The sequence below is a fragment of the Schaalia odontolytica genome (assembly GCF_024584435.1).
Taxonomy (GTDB): Bacteria; Actinomycetota; Actinomycetes; order Actinomycetales; family Actinomycetaceae; genus Pauljensenia.
Genome location: NZ_CP102197.1, coordinates 1438975 through 1463590, shown reverse-complemented (window position 1 = coordinate 1463590; position 24616 = coordinate 1438975). Strand labels below are relative to the sequence as shown.

Sequence of the window (24616 nt, the reverse complement as noted above, 5' to 3'; positions counted from 1 at the left end):
GTGATGCGTCGGAGTTTGTGAGTTGGCCTGCGTGGGCGCGGGTCCAGCGGGGTTTGGGGGCCTCTGCGCGTGGTGTGCTTGTTGAGCTTGCTGCGTTGGTGGATACGCGTGGAGCGGCGATCGTTGAGATTGGTTGGTTGGCGGATGTTCTGGGGCGTCATCCGCGCACGATTCGGCGTGCTCTTGCCACGTTGGAAGAGCACTTGCTGATCGTGCGTGAAGCACGCTGGGAGGAGGGTCATCAGGCGCCATCTCGTGTCCAGTTGGTGCGTGGCGTGAATGTTGGACAGGCGCTGGCGCGGGCATCCCTTGAGGTGCGGTGCCAGGGTGAAGGTCTGCCTTCGGTGCAGGGGTTGAAGCCGATTGGTCGGGAGGATAATGATGGGTTGCGTCATGCGTTTCGTGCGGCCGAGCGTGAGGGGTGGCGTGGGGTTGCGTCGATGAGGATTGCGCTGAGCGCGGTGGAGAGTGGCCCGTCCCAGTTTTGGCATGCGGTGGCGCGTCGGCGCGCCTTTGATGGTGTGTACGGTGCGGATGCGGTCGCGGATGTGTTGACAACGTCGTGGTTGGTTGCGCGCGAGTCTTCAGCGTCGATTATTGCGGCTGGGCGGCCGTGGGCGGCGTGGACTCAGGCAGTGGTGCGCCAGTGTGCGGCTGAGTCTGTGGCTAGTAAGGCGGATCGTGATGCGGTTACGGCTTTGGGTGTAGTTCCTGACGCGTGTCCAATCGTTGCGGTGGATCGTGAGCTGCGTGATGCTGGTTTGGACGAGCTTGAGGGGAAGCTGGGGTGCGTGGTGGCGGCGCTGCGCTCGGCTGGCATGTGTCAGACGTTGGCGTGGGCGGGGACGGCGCGTATTGTTCAGATCGCGGTGACGGAAACAGTGAGTCAGCGTCACACGCGCGCTGGGCGTGATGGGATGCTTGCTGCCCTGGGTGTGAGTCCTGAGGCAGCTCGAGCGTGGATGACGCTCCTGGTGGGATCGCGCAGGGGGGTCACCCCTTCGGCAATCGATGGTACTGAGGAGGATCTGGCTGACGCGGCCCGGTTGGTGGTGGACGCGTATAGCACCCATCGACTAGTGGCGTAGTTCACGTAAGTGGTTGTGGGTGGGTGGCGAAAGTGTCAGCCTTATTGTTTTTCCTTGCAATTGCAGTGTAATTTTCAGGTAAGTCTAGGGTTGGTTGAGTTTGTCGATGGTTTCGTCGAGCTCGGCGAGTTCTTCTTGGATTTGGGCGATGGTTTCGGTGTCGTAGGTGAGGTCTTCTTCTTCGACCCATTCGGTTTCGATAACGGTGCGGTGCATATGGAAGAGGCGCATGCGGCTCATGTCGATGCCCTCGCGTAGGGCGGTGTTGGCGGCGTCGGCGATGACGTAGTCTCGGTCGATGTTTGGGGCGTAGTCGAAGGGGCTGGATTCGCTGGGTGTGCGTCCGTTGAAGGTGGCGGCCCACCATGTGCTGGTCTGGGGTTCTTTGTTTGTCATGAGTGCTCCTGATTAGTTGTCATGCTCATAATGCAATGATGCCATTGTGGGGTGGGTGAAGGGGGAGTGGGGCTGCCGCGTGAACGGCTTGACGCGTGTGAGTGGCGGCGTGGATTGGTGTGCGTGTACAAGCCTACGGATGTTTCGTAGAGAAAGGAACGCACATGTCGTTTGAGCCTGCTGAGGGTGCTTGGATGGCGCCTGTTGGTCCGTCGGTGCCGATCCCGCCGCCTCCTGCTGTGGCCGCTGCGCGTCCGTGGGCTCCGGGCGTTGATGGACTCACGGTTCGGCGTCGTATCCGGCGATCGGCCGTCGACGGCGCGCCTCTCCTGTGGACCGTGGGCGCTCACGGTGGTGCCGGAACCTCGACCTGGGCAAGTATCCTCGGCGGCGGCGATGCCGGTGCATCGTGGCCGCAGCACGTCGACCCAACGCGAGCGTTGAGGGTCGTGGTCTGTTGTCGATCAACTGCGGCGGGGCTGCGTGCCGCGCAGGATGTCGCCATCGAGTGGGCGTCGGGAGCACTGCCGGGACAACTCGTTGGCCTCGTCGTCGGGGCCGATGCCCCTGGCCGTCTCCCGCGTTCGCTCCGCGATCAATTCCAGATCTCGTCGGGAGCATTCCCTCACTGCACATTTGTTCCGTGGCAAGCGCAGTGGCGCTTTGCCCAGGAAAACGACGTGAATGCTGATCGTTCGCGCCGTATCAACAAGATCGCCGCCACCGTGGCGGCATGGACCGAAAGGACAGCCTGATGTTTGCATCGCGCATTTCTGCACTACTTGGGACCGATGTGGTTCCGAACCCGTCACCGAAGGCGATTGAAGGCCTGATGGACAAGATCAATGATCTTTTGGGCAATGCCATGTGGATTGGCATTATCTGCGGTGTGCTCGGCTTGATTATCGCAGGCGGGATGATTGCCCTTCACAATCGGCAAGGGCCTGGAGCTGGTGGCGAAGCCGTTGAAAAGGTTGGGTGGGGTATTGCTGGTGTCCTCATCGTCGTGTCGGCACCGATTATCATCAGGCAGTTTGTCTAAAGGAGCGATGTGATGAGCGATAGTGGTGAGGTAAGAGAACGGAGTCCATTCGCATCCCCATGGGTGATTGCCTCCGGTCTTGTTGTCATTGTCGTTGTGGCGATGGGGATTGGGCTGGGAGTGGGGCTGGCAGTGCGCGGCTCTGCAGCGACGCAGCCGTCCAGTCAGTCAGGCCTGCCGACCGGCACTCCGACGGTGCTCACGCCGTCGCCGAGCACATCGCCATCGTTCATGCCCTCCCCGACCCCCACGGAGGGGGTGCTCGGAATGGATTACGTCTCTCAGCCGTGTTACGTCGATGAGGTCAATATGTTGCCGTTGGGGCAAACTCCGCGCGCGACGCGGGTGAGTACTGTCCAGGGGGGCCGGTCGGCTGAGGTTGCAACTGAGGCGGGACCCTTTGCCGCGATGGATCGCACGAATCTTTCGTATTGCTACTCCCATACGGTGGAAGGCGCGATTACCTCTGGGGCGAACTTCCTCCTGCATTCAACATGGGATGTTGACCATCGCGATTCGATCGCGATGGATCTTGCGGACAATTCCGATGGGACCCTCGCGGGTAAGGTCTTTGACTCGAGTCGCTCGCATGCCGGGGTTTACTCCATGCGGCAGGCACATATCGCGGGTTACTACTACGAAATTCGGGGTGAAAATGATGTGCTTGTTGTCTATACCTTCACCCTTGGAGATGACCCTAAGACGCTGACCATTCCAATTCGCATGACGTGGGTGAAAGACTGGAAAGTTGTCTACCCCGAAACTCCTGACGCATGGGGAGTTGGCGAGCTCACGGATGAAGCAAAAACACGAATCACTCCGTGGAGTGTGAACTAACGTGGGACTCGATTCCTTTGTCAGCGAAGTAACTAAGTCGCTGGGAGAGATCATTCTCAACTTGGGAACGTGGTGGGTGAAGGCACCTGTTCCCTCGCTCTTCGTTACGACATCACCAGCCTACCGGCTGCAGGACTACCTGCGTTTTCTCCTGGCCGCCGTGATGATTGCATCGCTGATAGTCGCGGGCATCCGAGTCGTCATTGACGGTCGTGGTGATTCACTGCGCCACGTCGCACAATCCCTTGTCACAGTCGTGGTTGTGTCGGGCGCTGGGCTCACGCTGGCATCAACTCTCATTAGTATCTTTGACGAGACGGCGGTGTGGCTCTTGGATACGGTCACGGAACAAAGCGCCGAAACCTTCGGAAAGCGAATCATTCCGGCCCTGTGGGAGAGTACCCGTATTCCGGGGGGAACAGTCCCGGTTCTCCTGCTCGCGTTGGCAGGGATCCTCGCGAACGTTATCCAGATGGCAATGATCTGGATTCGATCCGTCCTACTCATGGTGATCATGGGGCTGGCACCCATCATTGCCTCGACGATTGGAACATCCTGGGGCCGCGCCTGGGCCGGAAAGATTCTGGGCTTCTTTTCAGGGCTTGTCTTATACAAGTTGGCTGTGTCGATCATTTATGCGACAACGATTCTTTTCCTGACGTCGGAGAGTGGCCTGGACGGATTTGTGTCGTTTCTCGTCGGCGTCATGCTCATGGTATTCGCGGCCGTGTGTCCGTTTGCGCTCGTGGGGCTGTTGATGCCCACGGGGGCGATGATTGCATCCTCGATGGGCGGGGGTGGCGCTGTGGCCGCGGGGGCAGCATCGATCGCCTCGGGCGCGGTCGACGTGGTGCACAGGGGGAACGTCGCTGCAGACTCCGCACCGTCGTCACCATCCGGTGGCGGTGGCGGAACAGGATCTGGGTCTCCGTCGGGAGCAACAACTGCCCCCGACGCGGGAGCGGTGGGCTCGAGCGGTGCCGTCGGCGCAGGTAACAGCGCTGCCGGCGGAGCGGCTAGCGGGGCGGCCGAAGGTGGGGCCGCTGCCGGTAGCGCAGCTGCTGGGGCTGCTACAGGCGGCGCGGCCCTCGTCGCGCAGGCCGTCGCAGAAGGCGCTTCACAAGCGCAACAAGGCATCAGTGACATGGTTGAGAGCAGTGCGGAAGGAGCACGCGCATGAGCACGATCGGTGCAACAGAGACGGAGATTCGCACGTATGGGAACTGGCGGCACCCGCGGCTGGCGGGCATGGGCAAGTCGAGCTTCTTCGAGACGATGGCGCTGCTGGCGCTGCTTATCGCATCGATCCTCGTGTATGGATCGTTTGGTTTCGCGCGCGCAGCGGTACTGTTGCTGTCGGGGCTGTCCATTTTGGTGGCGATGGACATCCGCGACGCCCATGGCGTGAGTGTGTGGGACAAGATGGTTGAGCGGGTGTCGTTTGCTCGGCGCCGTCGAGCTCGCCGCACCGTGTATAGGTCCGGACCGATCGGCGTTGTCCCGGGTGGGCGCGCGCGCCTTCCTGGCCTGCTCTCAGGATCGCGCATCAGCGAACATGTTGATTCATATGATCGACCGTTTGCCCTCATCCACCACGGCAGCGCTCACGTGAGCGTCATTATGGGCGTCGCTCCGTCGGGTATTGCCCTGGTTGACCAGGAACGCATCGACCAACAGGTTGCACACTGGGGTGTCTGGCTTGCCGACCTGGGAAGCGAAATCGGCATCGCTCAGGCCAGTGTCTGCGTGGAGACAGTGCCCGATACCGGCGGTGCCCTTGAGCGCCAGGTGAACGCTCGCCTCGACGCAACTGCTCCGGCGATCGCACTGAGCGTTGTGCGCGACGCTGTCTCGCAGTACCGCGCGGGTGCGGCGCAGCTGCGCTGCACAGTGACCCTCACCTTCGATACCAAGCGCATGAGCGTGAAGAAGCGCGCGGCCGACCAGATTGCCCGCGAGATCGGGACGCGCCTGCCCTACTTGACGCACTCGCTGGAAGCAGCCGGAACGGGACCTGCCCACCTCCTCACAGCCACCGACGTGACTCGCTTGGTGCGTGTCGCCTACGACCCGGCGTCCGAACCGCTCTTCGAAGAAGCAACGGCCGCTGGCCAGAAGATTGACCTGGACTGGGAGGATGCTGGCCCCGTCGGCACCCACACTTCCTTCGATTCATTCCGTCATGATTCGGGCCTGTCACGCACATGGGTGCTGACCAAGGCACCGTCGGGCGTCGTACAATCTGGCGTGCTGTCACGGCTCATGTCCATTTCGCGGGATGTGGAGCGTAAGCGCGTGACCCTCTTGCTTCGGCCCATTGATGCCGCCATGACGGGTGACATCGTCGAGCGCGATACGACGACGGCCAGAGCAGCGGCCGGTATGTCGAAAAATGTCACGGCGCGCGCCGCTCGTGAGGTAGCGATCGCCAGGAAGAACGCTCAGGAGGAAGCCTCCGGTGCGGGCCTGGTCGACTTCACAGTCCTGGTCACTGCCACAGTGACGGGGGAGGACCTTGACGACACAGCTGCGGCCATCACTTCACTTGCGTCCGCGTCGAAGTTGCGCATGAGGCCTGCCTTCGGAGCGCAGGATTCAGCGTTCGCCCTCGGGCTTCCGCTGGGTGTCGTGCCGTCCTGGCAGAAAGTGTGGGCAGTATGAGCGTCACGATCGCGGATCTCAACCGCCCTGGTGGTGGCGGCGTGACGCCGCTTCCCCGCATTCATGACTATCGCGGGACAAGCGTGCAGGTGTGCGGTCTGTATCCATTCGTCGCGGGTGGAACCCCGCCACCCGTGGGTGTTCCTCTGGGGAGAGCGACGGATGGGACCGGCGCGGTGTGCGCCGACCCGATTAGTTGGTTTCAGACGGGATTGATCTCCGCCCCATCTGCCATGGTTCTGGGCCTGAATGGTTTGGGGAAATCCTCGCTGATTAGGAGGATGGTTTTGGGGGCCGAAGCATTCGGTATCCACTCCATGGTTGTCGGAGACGTCAAAGGCGAATACGCCGACGTCATTGATGCCCTGGGTGGGCAGATCATCTCCATCGGACACGGAAAGACGGGGCTGAACCCACTTGATGGTGGTAATGCCGACGAAGCGGCGGAGATGCTGCTGGCAGCCGGGTACGTCCGCGAAGCCCAGGAAGTGACGGAAGCAGCTCACGAGCGCAAGAAACAGCTGGTGTGTTCACTGATCCAGATCATTCGACGCCAGCCACCCACGGATCGCGAGGAAACAATCGTGGATGCCGCTATCCGTGTCCTCGAGGAAACATACGTGGGCACGCCGACTCTCGCCGATGTTCTTCGTATCGTCCAAGAGGGGCCTGAGCAGCTCCATGCGGCCGCCCTCGATAAAGGAAAACCTGGAGAGTATGAGCGGTTGACCAATGACCTCGAGGCCTCACTCCAGGCGCTGCTCATGGGCCGCTTTGGCTCACTATTTGCAGCGAAGAAAACCGTGTCCATGCGCATGGATGCCTCCGTCGTTTTCGACGTCTCCTCGCTCATGTACGCCGACGAAGACCTGCAAGCAGCGGTCCTACTGTCATGCTGGTCATACGGTTTTGCCACCGTCGAGGTCACCCAGGTTCTCGCCGACACGGGCCTGATCGCGCGGCAGCGCTACCAACTCATCATGGATGAACTCTGGCGGATCCTTCGGTCCTCTCCGGCATGGTCGAGCGCGTCGACGCCCTCACCCGCCTCAACCGCACGGTGGGTGTGGGCCAAATCATGATCACCCACTCCGTGGCAGACTTCCAGGCCCTACCGTCCGTATCCGATCGCCAGAAAGCCCAAGGGTTTATTGAGCGATCGAAAATGCTGTTCATCGGCGGTGTTCCACCCAAAGAGGTGCGTGAACTCAGATCTGTCATGGCGTTCTCACGCCGTGAGGAAGCCCTCGTCTCATCATGGAACGCTCCCGGTGAATATGACCCGATCACAGGGGGAAGCTCTGCCCCCATCGGCCGCGGGAAGTTCCTTCTCAAAACGTCGGACGCCCCGGCCTACCCATTCCAGGTCGACTTCACGGCAGCTGAGTATGACCTGTCGAACACGAACAAGAGGTGGTGACATGTGGGATTCCATGAGCGATAGCGGCCGAGGCATCTGGCTTCTTCTCATCACGCTCGGGGTCGGCGGAGGATGCCTGTACGGCGCGAGGACGCTGTACACCTGGTGGACGGGGATCGAGTTACCCTCGAATCTTCTGGAACTGACAGGCGGGATTATTCGGGGTCAGCAGCCGCGCGCGGTGGCCGTTCTCGCGCTCCTCATTCTCCTTGCCGGCGTCGCAGGCGTAGTCGGTATAGCCAGGTGGCGGCACCGCGGTCCGCGTCGGCGCAAGCGTGGGGATCGCGTTGCGCGCAAGAGTGCGTCGCGGCGCGAGGTCGCTGTCCTGGGGGAACGGGCGGCGGCCTCGCAGGCATCCCGGCTGGGTGTCGTGGCTGATTCTCCAGGCTTGCCGATCGGGCGCATGGTGCGAGGAAACGCGTGGCTGTTTTCGTCATGGGAGTTCGTGTGCCTGATGATTGCAGGCCCGAGGACGGGTAAAACGACTGCGTTCGTTGTCCCGCGGATTCTCGCTGCACCTGGTGCAGTCCTCACGACGTCGAATAAACGAGACGTCGTTGACATTACTCGTGGGCAGCGAGCTCAGAATGGAACGACGTGGGTCTTCGATCCTCAGGGCATTGCGGGGGAAGATCAATCGTGGTGGTGGAATATCCTGGCGGGGGTGAGAACACCTGTTGATGCTGTTTCGTTGGCCGAGGTTTTCATCGATTCCCAGCGCGATCCAGGTGCCATGACGAATGCCTACTTCGATGGGGCCTCGAAGGACCTGGTCGCTGCGCTTTTGTTGGCGGCCGCCCTCGGTGGCCGAGACATTCGTGCGGTGCACGAGTGGCTGACGCGGCCCCTCGATGATGAGCCGGTGCGGATCCTGGAGCGCGCCGGCCAGATGATGACCGCACAATCGCTGCGCGGGATGATGAATCTGCCAGCCGAGACCCGAGGTGGCGTGTATGGCGGTGCCTCCCAAACGATGTCGTTCCTGCTCAACGACGAGGCGTTGCGCTGGGTCGTGCCACCGGTGGCGAAGGATAGTGAGAACGTGATGGAGTTTCGCCCCACCGACTTTGTGGCATCAACCGATACACTGTATTGCCTGTCGCAGGAAGGCCGTGGTAGTGCGTCCCCGATTGTGACGGCACTGACCGTCGCAGTCATTGAGGCAGCCCTCGAGCATGCAAAAACCCAGCCAGGTGGCAGGCTTGCACTCCCATTGTTCGTTGCCCTCGATGAGGCGGCGAACGTGTGTCGGTGGCGTGAACTCCCCGATTTGTACTCGCACTTTGGCTCTCGGGGCATCGTTGTGGACACTGTTCTCCAGTCGTGGAGCCAGGGCGTGAGCGTCTGGGGCGACGCTGGCATGAACAAACTCTGGTCAGCGTCGAACGTGAAAGCCTACGGTGGCGGTGTCTCAGAGGACAAATTCCTCCAGTCGCTATCGACGCTGATTGGCATGGAGTACGTGGACCAGGTGCAAACGTCTTCGGGGCGGCAGGGGACCTCGAGGAGCGTGTCTGTAGGAGCGGCTCAGCGCTCGATCGCGCCGGTCTCGGAGCTCATGGCCATGCCCCCCAACCGCGCGTGGGTGTTTGCCTCGGGAGCGCCTGCTGTTTACGTGCGCACCGTGCCCTACTGGGAAACCAAGAAACGATAGGAAAAACCCATGAGTGCCGACCAAATCGAACAACAACTATCCATGCAGACCGCGCAACTGATGCGCGCCGCCATCATGATTGCTCGCGCGTTCGCTGTGCGTGAGGCGGACGCTCGCCGCGCGGCCGCGCGTGCTTCCCTCGAGCACGCGCGCGCCTTGCGCGCAGTCACCGAACAGCAGCGGCGTCTCGCAGCGCCGATCTATCGTGCGGCATGCCGCGACGGCTGGTGGGATGACCCCACGATCAGCGTTGCAGAAAGAGCTCGAGCAGTCGGCTTAGCCGAGCGTTTCGCGCACGTCGACGAGGATGCTCGAGAAGTAGCTGCACAGGCACATCTGCGCCTGGAAGCCGAGGCGCGTGCCCGGGAGGCGGCCGAGGCGCGAGCTCACGAGGAATCCCGCAACCCACCATCATTCCGAGACCAGCGTAAGGATGAGTTCGTTGACATGACGTTGCTGTCCCTGCCTGCCCTGGCTGCAGCCATGCCTCTCGTCGATGGTGAACAACTCGAGCAGTCCGCCGCGGAGCTCCTCGACGAGCTCCGCGTGGATGCGCGAGCAATCAATACGAGATTCGCTGATCTGCAGTCAACCGACATTGCTGTGGTAGCACCGGAACCCGGCCGAGGGGATGTGTATACGGCGACACAAATGCTGGCTACCGCGCCGGATACCCCAGTGCCTGCCCAGGTGCTGGATGGGCCTGAGCTGACCGCCAACACCTCTACCGCGATAGCGTGGGATACACCGCAGGCACGTCAAGCCTGGGCACAGCATCTACTTGATGCTGGCGTCGACGCCGATGGGGTGCGGGCCTTCACGGTCGCATCGCAGGCGCAGCCTGCGCCAGCACAGGACATGCTGGCGACACCGGCGAGCGTGCCGGCCGGCCGAGTGTCGGCCGCGCCCCTCGAGGACGTGCACACACTGAACCGATAGAGTGAACGCGTGGGGGTGGGGTAGCCAATATGGCTACCCCACCCCCACGTTTGTGTCCGCTATTGGCGCTCGTCGACGAGCTCGGGAGGCGGTGGCGTCGTCGGTAGCACGCGCCCCGGATGGGGTGCAGACTCATCTTTGTGTTCGCCCTTGCGGTGTCGCTCATCGGGTTGGCACCCCTTGAAAGGGCCATTTTCGGACATAAGGCGATCCATGATCGGGTACAGGTACTGCACGGACCAGGTGGCCATCGCCGTGAGCTCCCCTGACGCTCGCAGGCCCTCCCATGAGTGCCACAAAGCGGTCAAGTAGAAGACTGCCTCGGTATGCTTCCACCACTCAGAGCACCAGTTGAGGCCGGTTCCGAGGGACCGGTCGTAAATCTGTGTCAAGAACTCTTCAACGAACTTGTGAACACTCGAGTAGTACAGCTTCGGTTCGTCCCTCGAGGGATCACCGGGCGCCACGTCCTCGAGGTCGCTGGGCGGCTCGACGTCAATCGGAGGGACATCCTCGTACGGGTCATGCCCATTCACAGTGATCGCCCTTCAGCTTCGTGAATCGCAGACGATGGAACCCAGCGCATGGGTCTCGTTGCGAACGCCTGAGTTCCGACATGTGGAGCGCTCTTTCCGAGCATCTCAGGGGGAATAGACGAACGCTGAGTAGCTCGAGCAGCTGCTTCAGTAGCTTCACCAACGTGGGTGTTTTCCTGCGGACCTGCCTCAGCGGTGGGTTGTGCTCTCTTGGCCGCTTCGATCGCTTGGGAGAGGGTGGGAACTCCCGGCGCATGCAAGGCATCGTAGTGGATCTTGTCCAGGTCGTCGGAAAGCGCGGTGAGCAGCGCCGTGAGACTCTCACGCCGCATTCCCACCCTGTGGGGGAGACGGGAGAAATCGGGACCGGCGATAACGGTGTCGATCTCTTCAAGCGCATGTCCGGGGAGGCGGGCCCATCCACCACCAGCGATGCCAGAGGTGTGCAGATCAATCATCGGGTCGCCATCAAGATCGCTGAGGGAGATGGTGAGATCTTCGCCGTCGATGTCGACGACGGGAACGTGGGCGAGCGCCCACGTAGTGAGGGCGGTGCTCTCCTCGGCTAACTCGGTGATGCGCGCCATGATGCGTGCGTGCGCAGCGTCGTGGCGAATACGATCTGCATCCTCGCTTTCCCAGGCAACAGCCTGGCGTACATACTCTTGACAAGCTGCCTCACCGGTCACGGTGATCGCCTGTTCGTCATCATTTGTCGTGGGATCGTATACGGTTGCTTCGAGGAGACGGCCGGTCTCGCTCGTTTTGATGACGGTTGGGCGGTTGAATGTCCAGTAGTCGTAGAAGATCGTGGAATCCTCGTCCTGGACCGGAGTTGAATCAGCGACATTTGGATGCCGCGCTCCCCGTTGTAGACCAAGGCACGCAAGCTCATTGCGGCCCGCGTCGATTGCGTTCATACGAGTCCCTCCAATGTGCGGTACAAAGGCACCCGCGTTGGGCACCTCTCACCACTCATCGTGGACACGTGCGCGCACGACGGCGGGCTACCTGGTTGGGCCGTTGTCCTTGTGCTGTGCCCGCTGGGCGGCCTCGGCTGCGCGGCACTGGGCCTCATCCGTGCCTATTGCCGCGGGCTTGAACGCGCGTGGCTGGCCGCCCAGAACGTCACGCGGAATACCCGATCGCGCACCGCGAGGCCGAGAAGACGCGAGCGGCATGCCGGCCGCGTCTAATACGGCGCGGACACGGTGAAGAGCATCATCAGCCGACGCGTTGGCGAGGGCCTGGGCGTCGCGGACGATCGCACTGTCCTCCCTGGGTGCCGGCGGCGGGGGAAGAGGCGGTGCAGCCTCGCGCTGTGCGGGCGCGGAAGCTCGCTCAAGACGCTCATAGGCAGACGTGAGAGCATCGACGTCGACGCGCGGGTACGTGTTCACGCGATCAAAAACAGCTTGCGCGTCGCGCTCAATCGCTGCGGCGGTTGCTGCTTGGCCTGCAGCCTCATGCAGATCCGCGATCGCCTGTACGAGATCGACGGTCGCGTGCGCGAGCGCGACGGCCGCCATGCGGGGGCTCGACGTAGCGGCGATCGACAGTGCCAGGTCTGAGGCCAGACGGGCACCCACGTCGACCAATCGCTTGTCGGCTGGCCGAGTTTTGAGCTGCGCGCACCTGCCCACCTGGACGGCCGCGCGCTCGAGCATATCCCGTCCGCCCGACGTGCGCGCCGTGATCGCTTGGGCGTGCAGGAGTCCGGCGATGTCGGCGGATGCGTTCGCAAGCCCCACACGATCAGTGGGGGACAGCTGCTCAAGGTGCGCGCGGAAACTCTCGAGCGCGCGGATGCGGTCCTCCCACAGCGGCCCATCGTAGGGCGCCCGCTTCGGGTAATGCCCCTTCCACGCTTCGACCGCCTCGAGCGCGCTCGTCGGAGTGTCCTCCCAGTGCGTGCGCAGCTGTGTGAGAGTGAGGTCGCGGGCAATCCTGCCGCCGCCCCACCATCGGGTCTGCTGCCCGTCCTCGGTCCGGAGCGCGGCGCTGTACCCGACTACGATGTCGGTGCGTCCGCGCGCGAACCTGGGGTGCAGACGCACCCCGAGGCGACGAGCTCGACGCACGAAATCAGCTTCACTATCAGCTGCCGTAGCAGCAGCGCGCAAACGTTCCTCAAGGACAGCGCGGTCCGTGCGCGAGGCACCCGCGCGCTTCGCGGCGTTTTGTGCGGCCGCGCTATCACACCTCGAGCCGCGACCGTGCTCGCGTGACTCCACCACCAGGAGTCCATAACGGTGCTCGAGCACGTTGCATGCCTTCTGAGCTCGCCGCTGGTCGTACCACGGACTCCACTTCGTGCCATCCTCACGCACGATGTTCGCAGCGATATGGATGTGGTCACCGCCGTTTTTTGCACTCCCGTGGTGAATGGCAACCCACCGGCACGGTGCTTTTCCGTCGGTGCCGGTAAAACCCATCTCACTCATAAAGTCCGCGGCGATACGTCCCCAAACCTCATCACCAAGGGCAGCTTCTTCTGGTGACAGGGAGAGCGAGCAGTGCCAGACATGGTTGGCCTCGATCTCGCCATTCCACTCCACCTGCCCGGTGGCCGGATTGAAACGGCGTGCCTTGCCTGTGGGGAAGGTGCCTGTCTCGTGCATATACGCGTCCAAGCGCGTTGCGATCTCACTGGCCTGCGAGACGCTGATCGTCTCCCAGTCACCCCACTTGCGCACGATGTCGCGCGAGCCCGCGATCACGTGCGGGTTCTCGTGCTCATTGGCGCGCCCTGGTCCCACCAGGTAGCGCATGAGCCCACCGGTGTCGCCGCCTGTGACGATGTTAGGGATCATCGCCGTACCCCATCGAGGCGAGCGTTAATTTCTTCGATCGTATCGGCCACTCCCCCTACGACAGCCTCGAAATCCTCGGGCACCTCGTGCACCGTGTTCGCATGGTGCGCAATCTGATTGAGGTTCGTCATTGCGCCCTCAAGTTGACGCCGATAGGCGCGAAGTAACTCAATCAACTCTTCCGCATGAGCTGGCCCAGCAATCCCCTCAGAGGTGGTGACCGGGTGAAGCGCTGCCTCCACCATAAACCGAGACAATGACACGCCACGAAGACGAGCGCCCTCCTCAATGAGAGCGCGCTCCGACGACGTCAACGACACAAGCAGGCGAGACCGCTGAAACCCTCGCACCGACCGCCGTGACCTGCGAGCCGTCCGAGAATGCGACACTGCTTCACTACTCATCTGACCCGGCCCTCCTCACACGTTCTTCAAGCCAGCGCAGCGATCCTTCGGACCACACTTCCAGTGTGCCACGCGACGCCCTATGCGTCTCGCCAAAAGCTTAATACCGATATCGGTATTATACAGCTTGCTACGCGAATCTCAGGTAATGGGATACAGTGCAGACCGCGCATGACAACGCAAGGACACAACCTTGCTACGCGAATCTCAGGTAATGGGATACAGTGCAGACCGCGCATGACAACGCAAGGACACAACCTTGACGTTCGCACCCGAAAACTCAGCCCAGTTTCTTCGTTCCGGGCGGACCACGACAGTGGTTCGTCCGGGCCCTCGACGCTTACGCTCCGCGCTCTTTCGTGCCGATCTTTGCGTGCTTTGCCGACGCTTTTGTTGCCTTCGCATCGCTCGAGTGAACAGACGAAACGCTGGGAGACAACACGGGCCCGATGCGCTCATGTCGTTTTGGTTTGGTTGGGGTGGGGCCGTGCCCCCAATGGAGGGGGCACGGCTGCCGCGTCGCCCCGCTCATTCGCCCGGCCCGCAGGAGCTTCCTTGCGTCCTTATCCTCCTTGTGCGCGCACAGCGACACGGCACTAGTACCCGGTGCCACACCCGGTGGTGCCACTAATCGAAGGGACACACATGGATCCTCTACACAAGCTGCTCAAGAAAGACGAAGACCGGGAGGCAGCGGTTCGTGCACTCGGTGATGCTCACAGCACCCTCGACGAAACCATCGCGGCCTATCGCAGCGCATTCAAGGCAGCCACCTCAATCGGCTGGCCCAAAGCCGACCTCACCAAGGCCGACTTCCCCGACCCAATCCGCCTCCCCAAGACCTCGGGACGTACCCCGGACGCCGAAGCCTGACGACTCACTCAACTTCTGAAAGGACACATCAATGAACAGCGTCATTCTCTTCCACATCGCATGCGGTATCGTCATCGCTCTCGCCGGATGCTTGATCACCAGAATTCCAGCGATGCGCTCCGAGCACAGTTCGGGATCCGTATTGCAGCACTCCCTTTCCGCCACGATCTACCAGGTCGTCGGTATCGGCATCTTCCTCGCAGTGGCTACAGCCATCTACGTTGGCGCAACCTACCTTGCCGCCCACAGTCCCGACGACAGCAACTACAGGGCGCTCACATGCGTCACCGGCGCCCTACTCGTCATCGTCGCCTGCATACGCGTGATGACCACACGAGGCCCTCGCCGAATCATCGGAACAAATACACTCACCGTTGTTGTTCTCGGGCTCGTCCTCTTCATCAGCGGCCCAACCCTCCCGTGACTAGATGGTGGGGTGGCAGACCGGTGGGCTGCCACCCCACCGCCCATCGCAGGCTAAACTAGACACACGAGCAGGCCGCCAGATCGCAGTCACGAGAGGGGATTGTCATGAGTGGGCGGATCACATACCGCGATACAAAACCCTTCTGCATTCCCGCGTCGCTCGATGAGCTCACGGGTCCCTCAACGGGCATCGTGCATCTCCCCGTGCGCTTGAGCTGGGCGCCAGGGGACGGCTCCTTTAACCTCGATGACGATGGCGAGCGAACGACGGTCTACCAATGCGTCATCGGTGAGGGCAGCGTGGAAGACCAATGCCGTTACCTTAACCGCGACATCCTTACCGACATGTGGCCGACGCTGCGCCTTGACCTTGCGATCACGGCCGCCTGGGAAAACCGCTTCACGGCGTTGCGTGGGAGGAACAAATGGCTCGCTCTGTACAGCAGACGCAACGCCAGCTAATCGCATGCGCGCTCGAGGTCCTCGCAGACGCGGACTTCGCCCTCGCTGGTTCGGGCGCGATCCGTGAACACGGGATGACACAGCGCCCCACCAACGACATTGACCTGTTCACGGTCATGCAAGCCTCCGCGCGGTTTCCCCACGCAGTAGACAGCCTCATCGAGCACCTCACCGCGAACAACTACGATGTCACCGTCGAACGCAGAAGTCCCTCTTTCGCCCAGCTCTCCGTCACCCCACCACACGGAGCTCCACTCAGCGTCGATCTCGCTATCGACTGGCGCGCCCACACACCCGTACGCCTCGACATCGGCCCCGTCCTCACCCTCGAGGACGCCATCGGCAACAAACTCAGCGCCCTCTACTCCAGGAGCTACCCACGCGACTACCTCGACGTCGACGCGATCCGATCCACCAGAACAATCAGTGATACGCGCCTCATCGAACTCCTGCAGGAACGCGACGCAGGCTTCGACGCAGGATTCTTCACAGAATGCCTCCGCGGGGCATGCAACATCACCCTGACACAAGTATCCGCCTACGGCGTCAACGCCCCACAGCTCCACGCGATCCAACAGCGTTTCCGCGCCTGGGCCGACGACATCGACGATCAACGCAACGAACAGCCCCGAGGACTGCGCGACGTTCTCCGAGCAATCCCACAGCCCACACTGCCGCCCACACGCTCTGCGCACCCGTCGCTGCCGACTACTCCCAGCCCAAGCTCCGTGCCCCCGCAACAAGGTCAGGGACCCACCCTCTAAGCGCCCCCGAGCTCGCGCTCCTGCCTGCGCTTGGCGAGTGCTCGCGTCACCGTCGACCGATGCACCCCCAACGTCGATGCGATTTGCTGATGCGTCATTCCCGCCTGAAACATCGCTTCAGCAGCCTCCAGGCGATCCCCAGTCACTCGCGGCCGACGCCCACCAATACGCCCCTCAGCGCGCGCATGCGCGAGACCTCTGCGCGTGTTCTCCCGGATCGTCGACACCCGCAGTTGGGCCAGCACGGCCATGATCCCAATGATCGCTTCCCCCATCGGCGTGGACGCGTCGACGTCAAGGAACGGTTCGGTCAGCGACCGGAGCCGCACTCCACGTTTGCCCAGATCCCGGATCACGTCGATCGCGATTCTCTCCGAGCCTGCCAACCGATCCAGCGCACGGACAACAAGGACATCTCCCTCACGCAGGTACTCCATACATGCATCCCACGCGGGACGGTGCTCGAGCCGAGAACTCACGCCGTGGTCGACGAACACCCGCTGTGCGCCGGCTGCCCGCAACTCTGCTTCCTGCGCATCCGTATTCTGTTCGCGTGTTGACACGCGCGCATACCCGATGGTCGCCATCCGCCCACTCCATTCATTGACTTTGACCGGTGGTGTTGAAACGGTTGAGTACCACCGTTGTGCACCGTTGGTTTTGCACCTGGTTTCTGCACCCTGTTTCTGGCGACTTTCGGTTGCCGTCAGGGCTGTTGCGTGGCGGGTGTGATATCGGCCGTTTACGCACCCGACACCACGCCAACGTTCACGAGCGTCACGAACACCCACACGCACACGAACGCCACCATCGAGGACGCGATGAAAGTGGCGATCGCCGCGCCGATATGAAAGCCGATGGACGGATTCATGCGTCTGACGCACGCGACATACAGGGCATGGATCACGCAATTCCACCACAGAGTCCCCAGAAACAGCAACGGCATGATCAGCGACTTCGGATCGCCACGGTCGACCGCAAGCCCATAGAGCCGAACGACGACGATACTGATGGCGGCAAGAAACGCCAGACTCGGCAGGGCACACAAGCGCCACCACCGCCAACGCCACCGATCCCTCGCCGGCACGGGCGCGGTGCCAGGCGCACGCCATGGATTAACCGGGGTGCTCGAAGGTGGGTTGACGACCGGCTCGAGGTAGCTCAGATCCTCATGCGCGGCCGCCGGCGCAGCTACCGGTGGTGGTTCCGACGTACGGCCGCGGCCGCGTTCCTCCTCGAGGGCCATCATCACCGCCCATTCCTCATCGATCGACAAGGCGCGAGGCGCCGTTGGGTCGCCTCCAACCTGCGAGGACTGGGGCGGGGTTGGCTTGCGGTGAGACTCATCATTGACACTCATGCCTCAATCATCCCCCACCAGGCCCACATGTGCGTCCACCTCACACCGGCCTGCGGACCGGCCACCACGCCATACCCTGCCAATACGGTGTATCAAGGCGCGTCTCTTCGACGACGCCCCCGACGTCCGGCGCATGCACCATGATCGGGTGCCCGTCGGCGTCCGCGCCGGCATAGACGCCAATATGGTGCACGTGGCCTCCCGGTGCGTGCGAGAAGCCAATGAGGTCACCGGGTGTGAGCTGGTCGCGGGCGATCGGTGCCGCGTCAGAGTTCTTGGTGATCTGATCGGCCGTGCGAACCGATACCGGGAGCGGGTGGCCGAGCTCAGCATAAGACAACACAATGAGCCCCGAGCAGTCCACGCCACTGCTGGTTTCCCCGCCCCACACGTAGGGAGTACCCAAGTGGGTGCGGGCCTGCGCAAGGAGGGTTCCGTCGCTCGAGGGCCCCGAGGTCATTGTCTCGACAAACCTGGCCTGCGCCTCACGAATGCTCTTCACATACCCCTGTGTCTCCTTGTACGGAGGGATCCCGCCCCAAGACCTCACTGCGCCCGGACCCGCGTTGTAGGACGCGAGAGTCAGGTCGACGCGATCACCCGAAACGAGGCCCGAGGTGAGCCAGGAGTCGACACTCTTGGCGAGCTCGCACATGTAGTAGCCCTGAGAAATGATTGAATCCACGCCGTTGGTGATGTCGGCGCGGCCGTCGCCGTCGCCGTCGCGGCCGTGCGTGGCCCACGTTGCCGGCATGAACTGGCTGATGCCCGTCGCGCCGGCCGGGCTGGTGATCGAGGGATCCCAGGTATGCGCTGACTCGTGATCCGCCTGAGCAGCAATCAGCGAGGGCGAGACGACGTCGCACGCTTGGCCCGCGCGCCACACCGCGTCCTGATACTCCTCGGGCACGCCCGACACGCGCCCGCTACCGCCTCGAGCGTTCCCAGCTGGCGTATTCGACTCACTGAGCATCGCAAGAGGCATCAGAGCTGCCCCGGGAAGCACAAAAAGCGCGACAACAAAGACCCCCAGCCCCTTCTTCACAGTGCCCTGCCTCGATGAGCCTGCACCTCGGCCGCCGAAGCAGACACACGGACCTGAGTTCCTCGAGCAGGCAGGTGTGCCGGCGTAGCGGCATCGACGATCGCGCGAATCCGATCGGGGCGAAAACCCGCGCTCCTCGAGGTGCCATCGTCAAGGATTGGAGCCTGCAGCAGTCCTTCGCTGCGCATCTGCTCGACGAGATCAGGGCGCTGGCTCAGGTCGACGATCGTGTACGCGATGCCCGCGCGATCGAGCGTGTCGCGCGTGAGACGACACGACGGGCAGTTCGGCGTCGTGTAGATCGTGAGCATTGGGGCATCTGGGGTAGGGTTCATCATGATTCCTCCTTCGCCCCTCCCCGTAACACCGTGAACGCACGCACATGCCCCCTCTTCCGCATGGCCACGCCAATGTGGCATACTGAAGGGGAGCCGAACAGCGTCACCTGTCCGACTCCCCGGGTATCCGGGCTGGTCTCAGCGCCCGATGAGGGCACTGAGCAGGAATGCAATCGCCCAGATCAGCTGCGGCAGTGTCGTTACCACTGCTACAGCGATCTGGGCTTTCTGCTTCCCATCCAGACCCAGCCGCCTCACTCGAGACGGCCGATGGCCTTTCGTCATCACCCAGTCACCTCCTCTCGTCGGTGTCAACTCCCCGGCAGGAATACTGCTGGTCCGGGGTCGACGCCGCGGAGGCCCCACAATTCTCTCACGCACACCCATCAACGGCACTGACACCACATCCCATTGCTGGCAGTGCTGGCAATACCGGCATTGCTGGCATTCAACTGGGGGTGTCCGTTCCCCCTTTTGGATAGTGTCAGTCATGTTTTGGGGGAAGTGAGGACTCCCATGTATCCCTCGTTCCATCGAGCCGTGTCCAGTGTATGCAGATACTCCTTGATCCACGTGTCTGCTGTGATGTTGCATAGATGAAGGAGACAGACGCGTTAGAGTCGATGCTCCTTGGGCCTGGGCCACCCTCAACAGTGAAGCGAACGGGTTCTATGAGGCATTCAATGACGACATCGTTAACAGTTTCCGCACCCGTGTTCACCAGTAGGTAACGAGCCCCGTCGATCCAGCGCAGTTCCCACGGTGGTGCTTGCTGCTGCCTTGCGGCGACATCTGCCAGCACCTCGAGAGATTGGGCAACCTTCTCAGCTGCTTCTCTTTCTTCCTTCGACTTGCGTGCCTGAAACACCGAAACGACGGCGCAGGCAGCGGAGACGAGGCCCCCGGCGACACCGAGCCACCCACCAAGATCCATACGGCTCACTCCTCTGTCTTTTCTTGAGTTTCTCCGGCGGGTACCCCGCCCGCTCGAAAATGATGTTACCGGGGAACTTTCGGATTCTGTCTCGCGCGCTGGCCGCGGGCGGCCCGGAGCCGGTTCAGGAGATGAGCCGTAGTCTTGTCGGCTCGAAGGGGGTTTCCGCGTCGTCCGCGGCGCCTATCAGTAGGTGGATCTCGTGGTGTGTGAGGCCCGCGTCCGCGAGTTGGCGGCCGATGGACGCCGCGAGCACCGGTTCCTCGGGCGGGAGCGTGTCGCTTCCTGGTTCGTGGACTTTCCAGCCCTTCGAGTTGAGTTGCCGGTAGAAGCGGGCGCGGTCCTCCCCGGTGGCCTTCTTCAGCCCGTGGGCGCGCTCGAAGAGCGCTTGCATGCTGACGCCCCACTCCGCTTTCAAATCGGAGAGCCTCCCAAGGGTCAGTCTTGTCAACTGCGATGAGATCACGGCTTCGGGCATGAGGAACTCCGCGGCGAACTCGTTCGCCTCCCTCTCCACATCAGTGTCGCTGTCGGCCTGGTTGTGGAGCACGAGGTGCCCCAGCTCGTGGGCGAGCGTCATTCGTTTGCGGTCGGTGGGGAGTGCGCTGTTGATTATGATCACGGCCGCATCGCCCGCCCACTGGGACATCCCGTCGATCCGCGGGGAGTGGAGGTCCTCCTCGATGATTAGGACACCGGCGGATTCCAGCCAACGCACGAGCGACCGAACCGGGCCGATCGGCAGCCTCCACGCGTTGCGTACCTCCTGCGCGGCGCGTACGGGGGTCGTGGACTCCGAGGAGATGCTGGGTACGTGGTTCTCGGCGTCCAGGGGGATGCGCGACGCGATGTACGCGGCGTGCATCCGCAGAATGTTCAGCCTCGCCTCGACGCGGCGCCAGTCGCCGGGCCTGGCGGTGCGCTGCCTGCGCATGTGGGCGTGGGCCGCCACCGCTCCAACGGCGCGGAAGTTGTGCGCCAAAAACTCCGGGGTGACCCCGAAAGCGTCGGCAATCCGCACGAGCGTATCAGGGTCCGGTTCCCGAAGGTCGTTCTCGTACCGGGAGAAAGCCGCCTGAGTGATGCCCAAGCGCTCGGCAACTTCGGCCTGAGTACGACCCGTCGAGATCCGCAGGACGTGCAACACGTCGCCGATACTGTTCATGACCCCTGCTCTTCCCGGATCGGGTCCACGACAGCAGAAAGATCCCACGTCGGCGCCTCGGGCACGTCGCGGGCGCTGAAACCACGGGCGCTGTCCGACGCTGGTGTCAGGACCGCCGCCCACACCGCCTTGTCCGTACCATCGCGGAGGGTGAGAACGGCATCCCCGACAGCACGCTCATCCGAGTCCCAGTGATACCCCAGGGCAAGGGGGATCTCCGCCAGCCCGTCAAGCGCGACCGCGGCGGCTGGCGTCCAAAAGTCACGCGAACCTTCGGTGGGATAGGAGGACAGGGAATCGTTGAGCTGATGGCGTTTGATGCGGATGCGGATATTCGTGCCGTGTGTGAGCTGGCGCTCCGGCTCGTGGTCGTAAATGCTGATCGAGGGATCCCCTTCGATCCGTGGGACGAACGCCGACCAGATCCAGTCGTGGATGAAGCACGCGACCATGCGCTGTGTCGGGTTCGCCGGGAAATCGGGACCCGAGCGGAACGAGGCGTAGTGGGCGCGGGCCACGCCCAGCGCTTCCAGATATGCGCGGACGAAACCGTCGCCGAGCTGATTGAGGACCTCATCACGAGTAGGGAAAACCTTGTCATTCATGCCAGGAAATATACCACCATTTGCAGCAATGCTGGCAATGCTGGCAATGCTGGCGATTCCGGGCGCCACCGCGGAGGCCTCTCTACCGGCGGCCCCTGGGTACGCGGCCGGTGCCCACCGGCTCGTACGCCCGCCCCCGGCGCTCCTCCTCCCGGGCGAGCTTCTCCTCCAGCGCTTCCGCGATCCACGCCTCGAACGACGCGGGCCCGCCTCGGAGGAGACCGTCGATGTAGGCCGCCCTGCACCGGCCCGCCAGGGCCGAGCCGAGGCGGGCGGTGACCTTGACGACGTGCTCGCCCTCCGCGCCGACGCCGGAACCGGTTTTGCCAGCGGTGCCAGCACCGCCGGTTTTGCTGGCAGTGCTGGCTTGTGCGGCACTGCCAGCGACGCTGCCGGGAGCCGGGACGGGGGCGATCACGGACGCGACCGACGCGTTCAGGGCGGACTTCTTGCGCGGTGGCCGAGCACTCATAGGACACCGCTCCCGGCCGCGAGGAGAGTCGACAGGTGGGCGTCGTACAGGCTGGCGAGTTTGGCGGCGCCCGGCCATTCGTCGAGGCCCATCCCGGATTCTGCGGTGTCCGAAATGGCGACCGCGTCGGGTATCGGCGGGTCGAAGAGCCGCAGCCCCCGTTTCCGGCAGGCGGTCGTCAGTTCATCGACCCAGTGCGCGCCCTGACGGGTACGCGCCCGGTGTTGGTTGACGATCACGCCCATCAGGGACACGGACGGGTTGTAGTAGGCGCGGACCGCCTCGACCGTGTTCAGGAGGTGGGCGAGCCCAGTTGCTGAGTACAGGCGAGACTGGCTGACTACGAGGATCCCGTCTGCGGCCGCGAAGGCGTTTACGGCGAGTGTGTCGAGTGCTGGCGCGCAGTCGATCAACGCGAGGTCGAATGAACCGGACACGGGGGCGATGGCTTCGCGCAACCGCATTTCCCTACCCGGGCCTCCCGTGACCAGCTCGTTGCGTACTAGTGCGAGGGCGTCGGCGCCCGACGGTGCCAGGTGCACCCCCTCCCATGGAGTGGGGGCCACCACCTCATCGAGCGTGAGTTGCGAGGCCGCCGACAGGACATCGGCCATTCCTGCGTCTCCATCGGCGAGATCGGCCAGTGAATCAGTCAAGTTCCCCTGGGGGTCCAAATCAACCACCAGTGTTCGGATACCCCGCAGGCTCGCGGCACGCGCGAGGTGGTAGGTGGTCGTGGTCTTGCCGACCCCGCCCTTCTGGTTGGTCACTGCGATAGTCAGCATTTCCGTTCCTTCCTTTCTTTTCGTGCTCAGGCGCCCGCGAGAACGGCCCTGTGGGTGAGCGCGAGCTCGCCCTTGGCGCCCTCGGGCGGGGCCTTGCGGGTGCCCTCGATCTCCTCCAGGGCGCGCTCGGCGGCGTCCACGGCGTCCTCCACCGCCTCGTACGCCGCTTCCATGGCCTCTCGGCGCTCCTCCTCTGTGATGTCGTCATCCATGGTCTTCTTGTCCTTTCAGTGGGAGGTGATTCTCTGGGGGCCGGTTCCGGCTACATTGGTTGTGCGGGTGCCCAGGCCCGAGGCGCGCCCGGCGCTGTAGCCCGCGCGGCGGGTGTCGTTGTTGGATGTGATCGGGGCGCCGTACGCGAGGCCCAGGTGTTCGGCCCATTCGGCGAGGCGCGCTTCGCGCGAGCGTACGACGAGGGCCCGCGTCGGGGCGCCGTCGTCGGAGGCCTCGGTGAGGGCCGTCGTCCGGGTTTCGCGCACCGCGTCGGCGACGGCGAATCCGAATCCGAGGATGAACCCGTCGCGAAGCTGCCGCCGGTGCGGGGCTTTGCTGCGCTTGTAGCGCGCGCTGTTCGTGCGCCTCCACGAGGCCCATCCGGCCGCCGTGTAGGAGGCGAGCGCGGAGGCCAGGGGCATGAACCAGTCCAGGTCCGAGCCGAACCCGGCCACGCGCACCAGGACGTGGGGGTCGCCCCGGCGGTCGCGCCGGTCCATGTAGTACGCGCACAGCCCCGCCGCGTCGGCCACCCTCTCGATCGCGGTGTGGGTCGCGCGGGACGCGGTGGAGCGCCCGCCGCGCAGGACGAGCTCGCGCACCTCGATGTGCTCGCGCTCCGCTGCCTCCACGTCCAGGGACGTGATGGCGTGGCGCGCCATGAGGACGCTGGCGCGCTTCATCGCGACCTCGCGCTCCGAGGCCGAGGCCCCCTCGTCCTGCGCGAGCGCCAGGAGCGCGCGGATCCGCTGCTGTATCTTCTTATCGTCGTTCATGGGTTTGCGCTCTTTCCGTTGAAATTGCTGGTGGCTGGCAATGCCAGCACTGCCGGGCATGCCAGCGTTGCCGACTGGTCCGGCAATGCTGGCGGCGTGTGGGATCACTGGGTTGCAGCGCCACCGCTGGTGGTGGGCGGCTGGATGCGGGTAGCAGCGAGAATCGCGTCGCGAGCTCGGGGGGATGGTGCGACGTAGCGGACGGTCGTCTGGAGCGATGCATGGCCCAGGAGTTCGCGCACAGTGAGCAGGTCATGCTCGGCCGAGTACGCCTTCGTTGCGTAGCGATGACGCAACTTGTGCAGTGTCCAGGTGTCAGGCAAAATCCGGCGTCCGATCTGCGAGACGGAATTGGCGGCCATATGTCCGCCACAACGCCCAGGAAACGCGTACTGTCCAGTTGCTGCGCAGCGCGTGATGATTGCCCGTGCCAGGTCGGCCGTGATCGGCACAGTTCTCGTGCGCCCGCCCTTTCCTCGCACGAAAAGGCTCCAACCGTCGGTATCCTCGTAGACATCGCCGGCCTCAACTTGAGCGATCTCCACGCACCGCAGGCCGGCCTCAGCTGCCAACCGCAAAATGAGGGCGTCACGTGGACTCGCGCTATC

General features: G+C 63.2%; 30 protein-coding genes and 1 pseudogene. 14 read left to right on the top strand and 17 right to left on the bottom strand.

All coding sequences use genetic code 11. The annotated features are described in order from the left end of the window. The first annotated feature begins 74 nt into the window (after positions 1 to 74). On the top strand, positions 75 to 1088 hold the full coding sequence (locus NQK35_RS06490) for a hypothetical protein (protein ID WP_257113598.1): 1014 nt from the start codon (positions 75 to 77) through the stop codon (positions 1086 to 1088). An 84-nt stretch (positions 1089 to 1172) separates the two neighbouring features. Here NQK35_RS06490 and NQK35_RS06485 read toward each other — a convergent pair whose 3' ends face one another. Beyond that, positions 1173 to 1484, bottom strand: coding sequence for a hypothetical protein (locus NQK35_RS06485; protein ID WP_257113597.1), 312 nt, complete (start codon positions 1482 to 1484; stop codon positions 1173 to 1175). Positions 1485 to 1648: 164 nt separating this feature from the next. Here NQK35_RS06485 and NQK35_RS10540 point away from each other — a divergent pair, with 164 nt between their 5' ends. The 9 genes from NQK35_RS10540 (at position 1649) to NQK35_RS06445 (ending at position 10037) form a co-directional block, all read left to right on the top strand. Next, positions 1649 to 2239 (top strand): DUF6668 family protein, encoded by a 591-nt coding sequence (locus NQK35_RS10540; RefSeq protein ID WP_306456004.1) that lies wholly within the window; start codon positions 1649 to 1651, stop codon positions 2237 to 2239. After that, positions 2218 to 2526, top strand: a complete 309-nt coding sequence (locus tag NQK35_RS06480) for a hypothetical protein (RefSeq protein WP_257113595.1) — start codon at positions 2218 to 2220, stop codon at positions 2524 to 2526. Before NQK35_RS10540 ends, NQK35_RS06480 begins: the two co-directional genes overlap by 22 nt. A 12-nt stretch (positions 2527 to 2538) precedes the next feature. Continuing rightward, complete coding sequence (locus NQK35_RS06475) at positions 2539 to 3363, top strand: hypothetical protein (RefSeq protein ID WP_257113593.1); 825 nt, start codon at positions 2539 to 2541, stop codon at positions 3361 to 3363. 1 nt (position 3364) lies between these two features. Beyond that, positions 3365 to 4543, top strand: coding sequence for a hypothetical protein (locus NQK35_RS06470; RefSeq protein WP_257113592.1), 1179 nt, complete (start codon positions 3365 to 3367; stop codon positions 4541 to 4543). Beyond that, the gene (locus NQK35_RS06465) at positions 4540 to 6024 is read left to right on the top strand and encodes an SCO6880 family protein (RefSeq protein WP_257113591.1); all 1485 of its coding nucleotides are present in this window, start codon (positions 4540 to 4542) and stop codon (positions 6022 to 6024) included. Before NQK35_RS06470 ends, NQK35_RS06465 begins: the two co-directional genes overlap by 4 nt. Before the next feature lie 281 nt (positions 6025 to 6305). Next, the gene (locus NQK35_RS06460; protein WP_257113590.1) at positions 6306 to 7106 is read left to right on the top strand and encodes a hypothetical protein; all 801 of its coding nucleotides are present in this window, start codon (positions 6306 to 6308) and stop codon (positions 7104 to 7106) included. A gap of 11 nt (positions 7107 to 7117) precedes the next feature. Beyond that, on the top strand, positions 7118 to 7444 hold the full coding sequence (locus tag NQK35_RS06455; protein WP_257113589.1) for a hypothetical protein: 327 nt from the start codon (positions 7118 to 7120) through the stop codon (positions 7442 to 7444). A 13-nt stretch (positions 7445 to 7457) separates the two neighbouring features. After that, the gene (locus NQK35_RS06450; protein ID WP_257113587.1) at positions 7458 to 9098 is read left to right on the top strand and encodes a type IV secretory system conjugative DNA transfer family protein; all 1641 of its coding nucleotides are present in this window, start codon (positions 7458 to 7460) and stop codon (positions 9096 to 9098) included. Positions 9099 to 9107: 9 nt separating this feature from the next. After that, positions 9108 to 10037 carry a hypothetical protein gene (locus NQK35_RS06445; RefSeq protein WP_257113586.1) on the top strand — a complete coding sequence of 310 codons (930 nt, stop codon included), beginning with the start codon at positions 9108 to 9110 and terminating at the stop codon, positions 10035 to 10037. A gap of 59 nt (positions 10038 to 10096) precedes the next feature. On the opposite strand, the gene NQK35_RS06440 is transcribed toward NQK35_RS06445, so the two are convergent. From NQK35_RS06440 to NQK35_RS10610, 5 genes and pseudogenes are all read right to left on the bottom strand, one after another. Next, on the bottom strand, positions 10097 to 10573 hold the full coding sequence (locus tag NQK35_RS06440; protein WP_257113585.1) for a DUF4913 domain-containing protein: 477 nt from the start codon (positions 10571 to 10573) through the stop codon (positions 10097 to 10099). Further along, the gene (locus NQK35_RS06435; protein WP_257113583.1) at positions 10570 to 11493 is read right to left on the bottom strand and encodes a hypothetical protein; all 924 of its coding nucleotides are present in this window, start codon (positions 11491 to 11493) and stop codon (positions 10570 to 10572) included. Before NQK35_RS06435 ends, NQK35_RS06440 begins: the two co-directional genes overlap by 4 nt. 87 nt (positions 11494 to 11580) lie before the next feature. Next, a complete protein-coding gene (locus NQK35_RS06430; protein ID WP_257113581.1) occupies positions 11581 to 13386 on the bottom strand; it encodes a relaxase/mobilization nuclease domain-containing protein in 1806 nt (601 codons plus the stop codon). Further along, positions 13383 to 13517: a MobC family plasmid mobilization relaxosome protein gene (locus NQK35_RS06425; RefSeq protein WP_257113580.1), complete on the bottom strand. Its 135-nt coding sequence runs from the start codon at positions 13515 to 13517 to the stop codon at positions 13383 to 13385. The genes NQK35_RS06430 and NQK35_RS06425 overlap by 4 nt, the downstream gene beginning before the upstream one ends. Before the next feature lie 30 nt (positions 13518 to 13547). Continuing rightward, positions 13548 to 13790, bottom strand: a pseudogene (locus NQK35_RS10610) (plasmid mobilization relaxosome protein MobC); the annotation flags it as partial. A 645-nt stretch (positions 13791 to 14435) separates the two neighbouring features. Here NQK35_RS10610 and NQK35_RS06420 point away from each other — a divergent pair. The 4 genes from NQK35_RS06420 (at position 14436) to NQK35_RS06405 (ending at position 16315) form a co-directional block, all read left to right on the top strand. Beyond that, positions 14436 to 14663: a hypothetical protein gene (locus NQK35_RS06420; protein WP_257113579.1), complete on the top strand. Its 228-nt coding sequence runs from the start codon at positions 14436 to 14438 to the stop codon at positions 14661 to 14663. A 31-nt stretch (positions 14664 to 14694) separates the two neighbouring features. Further along, entirely contained in the window at positions 14695 to 15087 is a 393-nt protein-coding gene (locus NQK35_RS06415; protein ID WP_257113578.1) for a hypothetical protein, read from the top strand. A gap of 107 nt (positions 15088 to 15194) precedes the next feature. Continuing rightward, on the top strand, positions 15195 to 15551 hold the full coding sequence (locus NQK35_RS06410) for a hypothetical protein (protein ID WP_257113577.1): 357 nt from the start codon (positions 15195 to 15197) through the stop codon (positions 15549 to 15551). Next, positions 15515 to 16315, top strand: a complete 801-nt coding sequence (locus NQK35_RS06405) for a nucleotidyl transferase AbiEii/AbiGii toxin family protein (protein WP_257113575.1) — start codon at positions 15515 to 15517, stop codon at positions 16313 to 16315. The genes NQK35_RS06410 and NQK35_RS06405 overlap by 37 nt, the downstream gene beginning before the upstream one ends. On the opposite strand, the gene NQK35_RS06400 is transcribed toward NQK35_RS06405, so the two are convergent. The 11 genes from NQK35_RS06400 to NQK35_RS10605 all read right to left on the bottom strand — a co-directional run bounded on the left by NQK35_RS06400 (position 16312) and on the right by NQK35_RS10605 (position 24553). Beyond that, positions 16312 to 16902 (bottom strand): recombinase family protein, encoded by a 591-nt coding sequence (locus NQK35_RS06400; protein WP_257113573.1) that lies wholly within the window; start codon positions 16900 to 16902, stop codon positions 16312 to 16314. The two genes, NQK35_RS06405 and NQK35_RS06400, sit on opposite strands and share 4 nt — an antisense overlap. Positions 16903 to 17057: 155 nt before the next feature. Next, positions 17058 to 17675 (bottom strand): hypothetical protein, encoded by a 618-nt coding sequence (locus NQK35_RS06395; protein WP_257113572.1) that lies wholly within the window; start codon positions 17673 to 17675, stop codon positions 17058 to 17060. Positions 17676 to 17715: 40 nt separating this feature from the next. Further along, entirely contained in the window at positions 17716 to 18720 is a 1005-nt protein-coding gene (locus NQK35_RS10535; RefSeq protein ID WP_306456003.1) for a C40 family peptidase, read from the bottom strand. After that, positions 18717 to 19058 (bottom strand): glutaredoxin family protein, encoded by a 342-nt coding sequence (locus tag NQK35_RS06380; protein ID WP_257113570.1) that lies wholly within the window; start codon positions 19056 to 19058, stop codon positions 18717 to 18719. The genes NQK35_RS10535 and NQK35_RS06380 overlap by 4 nt, the downstream gene beginning before the upstream one ends. A gap of 1058 nt (positions 19059 to 20116) precedes the next feature. Further along, a complete protein-coding gene (locus NQK35_RS06375; protein ID WP_257113569.1) occupies positions 20117 to 21157 on the bottom strand; it encodes a helix-turn-helix domain-containing protein in 1041 nt (346 codons plus the stop codon). Further along, entirely contained in the window at positions 21154 to 21762 is a 609-nt protein-coding gene (locus tag NQK35_RS06370) for a hypothetical protein (RefSeq protein ID WP_257113568.1), read from the bottom strand. The genes NQK35_RS06375 and NQK35_RS06370 overlap by 4 nt, the downstream gene beginning before the upstream one ends. Before the next feature lie 82 nt (positions 21763 to 21844). After that, a complete protein-coding gene (locus NQK35_RS06365) occupies positions 21845 to 22234 on the bottom strand; it encodes a hypothetical protein (protein WP_257113567.1) in 390 nt (129 codons plus the stop codon). Next, a complete protein-coding gene (locus NQK35_RS06360) occupies positions 22231 to 23019 on the bottom strand; it encodes a ParA family protein (protein ID WP_257113565.1) in 789 nt (262 codons plus the stop codon). Before NQK35_RS06360 ends, NQK35_RS06365 begins: the two co-directional genes overlap by 4 nt. 26 nt (positions 23020 to 23045) lie before the next feature. After that, positions 23046 to 23231: a hypothetical protein gene (locus tag NQK35_RS06355; RefSeq protein ID WP_257113564.1), complete on the bottom strand. Its 186-nt coding sequence runs from the start codon at positions 23229 to 23231 to the stop codon at positions 23046 to 23048. Positions 23232 to 23246: 15 nt separating this feature from the next. Further along, positions 23247 to 24008: a DUF2786 domain-containing protein gene (locus tag NQK35_RS06350; protein WP_257113562.1), complete on the bottom strand. Its 762-nt coding sequence runs from the start codon at positions 24006 to 24008 to the stop codon at positions 23247 to 23249. 104 nt (positions 24009 to 24112) lie between these two features. After that, a complete protein-coding gene (locus NQK35_RS10605; protein WP_373567028.1) occupies positions 24113 to 24553 on the bottom strand; it encodes a tyrosine-type recombinase/integrase in 441 nt (146 codons plus the stop codon). Positions 24554 to 24616 lie beyond the last annotated feature (63 nt).

What these genes read in the sequence shown, in the direction of transcription:
- NQK35_RS06485 (WP_257113597.1), bottom strand. Translation starts at nt 1,484, where the DNA reads ATGACAAACAAAGAACCCCAGACCAGCACATGGTGGGCCGCCACCTTC.
- NQK35_RS10540 (WP_306456004.1), top strand. Translation starts at nt 1,649, where the DNA reads ATGTCGTTTGAGCCTGCTGAGGGTGCTTGGATGGCGCCTGTTGGTCCG.
- NQK35_RS06480 (WP_257113595.1), top strand. Translation starts at nt 2,218, where the DNA reads ATGGACCGAAAGGACAGCCTGATGTTTGCATCGCGCATTTCTGCACTA.
- NQK35_RS06475 (WP_257113593.1), top strand. Translation starts at nt 2,539, where the DNA reads ATGAGCGATAGTGGTGAGGTAAGAGAACGGAGTCCATTCGCATCCCCA.
- NQK35_RS06465 (WP_257113591.1), top strand. Translation starts at nt 4,540, where the DNA reads ATGAGCACGATCGGTGCAACAGAGACGGAGATTCGCACGTATGGGAAC.
- NQK35_RS06460 (WP_257113590.1), top strand. Translation starts at nt 6,306, where the DNA reads ATGGTTTTGGGGGCCGAAGCATTCGGTATCCACTCCATGGTTGTCGGA.
- NQK35_RS06450 (WP_257113587.1), top strand. Translation starts at nt 7,458, where the DNA reads ATGAGCGATAGCGGCCGAGGCATCTGGCTTCTTCTCATCACGCTCGGG.
- NQK35_RS06445 (WP_257113586.1), top strand. Translation starts at nt 9,108, where the DNA reads ATGAGTGCCGACCAAATCGAACAACAACTATCCATGCAGACCGCGCAA.
- NQK35_RS06435 (WP_257113583.1), bottom strand. Translation starts at nt 11,493, where the DNA reads ATGAACGCAATCGACGCGGGCCGCAATGAGCTTGCGTGCCTTGGTCTA.
- NQK35_RS06430 (WP_257113581.1), bottom strand. Translation starts at nt 13,386, where the DNA reads ATGATCCCTAACATCGTCACAGGCGGCGACACCGGTGGGCTCATGCGC.
- NQK35_RS06425 (WP_257113580.1), bottom strand. Translation starts at nt 13,517, where the DNA reads ATGACGAACCTCAATCAGATTGCGCACCATGCGAACACGGTGCACGAG.
- NQK35_RS06420 (WP_257113579.1), top strand. Translation starts at nt 14,436, where the DNA reads ATGGATCCTCTACACAAGCTGCTCAAGAAAGACGAAGACCGGGAGGCA.
- NQK35_RS06415 (WP_257113578.1), top strand. Translation starts at nt 14,695, where the DNA reads ATGAACAGCGTCATTCTCTTCCACATCGCATGCGGTATCGTCATCGCT.
- NQK35_RS06410 (WP_257113577.1), top strand. Translation starts at nt 15,195, where the DNA reads ATGAGTGGGCGGATCACATACCGCGATACAAAACCCTTCTGCATTCCC.
- NQK35_RS06405 (WP_257113575.1), top strand. Translation starts at nt 15,515, where the DNA reads ATGGCTCGCTCTGTACAGCAGACGCAACGCCAGCTAATCGCATGCGCG.
- NQK35_RS06400 (WP_257113573.1), bottom strand. Translation starts at nt 16,902, where the DNA reads ATGGCGACCATCGGGTATGCGCGCGTGTCAACACGCGAACAGAATACG.
- NQK35_RS06395 (WP_257113572.1), bottom strand. Translation starts at nt 17,675, where the DNA reads ATGAGTGTCAATGATGAGTCTCACCGCAAGCCAACCCCGCCCCAGTCC.
- NQK35_RS06380 (WP_257113570.1), bottom strand. Translation starts at nt 19,058, where the DNA reads ATGATGAACCCTACCCCAGATGCCCCAATGCTCACGATCTACACGACG.
- NQK35_RS06375 (WP_257113569.1), bottom strand. Translation starts at nt 21,157, where the DNA reads ATGAACAGTATCGGCGACGTGTTGCACGTCCTGCGGATCTCGACGGGT.
- NQK35_RS06370 (WP_257113568.1), bottom strand. Translation starts at nt 21,762, where the DNA reads ATGAATGACAAGGTTTTCCCTACTCGTGATGAGGTCCTCAATCAGCTC.
- NQK35_RS06365 (WP_257113567.1), bottom strand. Translation starts at nt 22,234, where the DNA reads ATGAGTGCTCGGCCACCGCGCAAGAAGTCCGCCCTGAACGCGTCGGTC.
- NQK35_RS06360 (WP_257113565.1), bottom strand. Translation starts at nt 23,019, where the DNA reads ATGCTGACTATCGCAGTGACCAACCAGAAGGGCGGGGTCGGCAAGACC.
- NQK35_RS06355 (WP_257113564.1), bottom strand. Translation starts at nt 23,231, where the DNA reads ATGGATGACGACATCACAGAGGAGGAGCGCCGAGAGGCCATGGAAGCG.
- NQK35_RS06350 (WP_257113562.1), bottom strand. Translation starts at nt 24,008, where the DNA reads ATGAACGACGATAAGAAGATACAGCAGCGGATCCGCGCGCTCCTGGCG.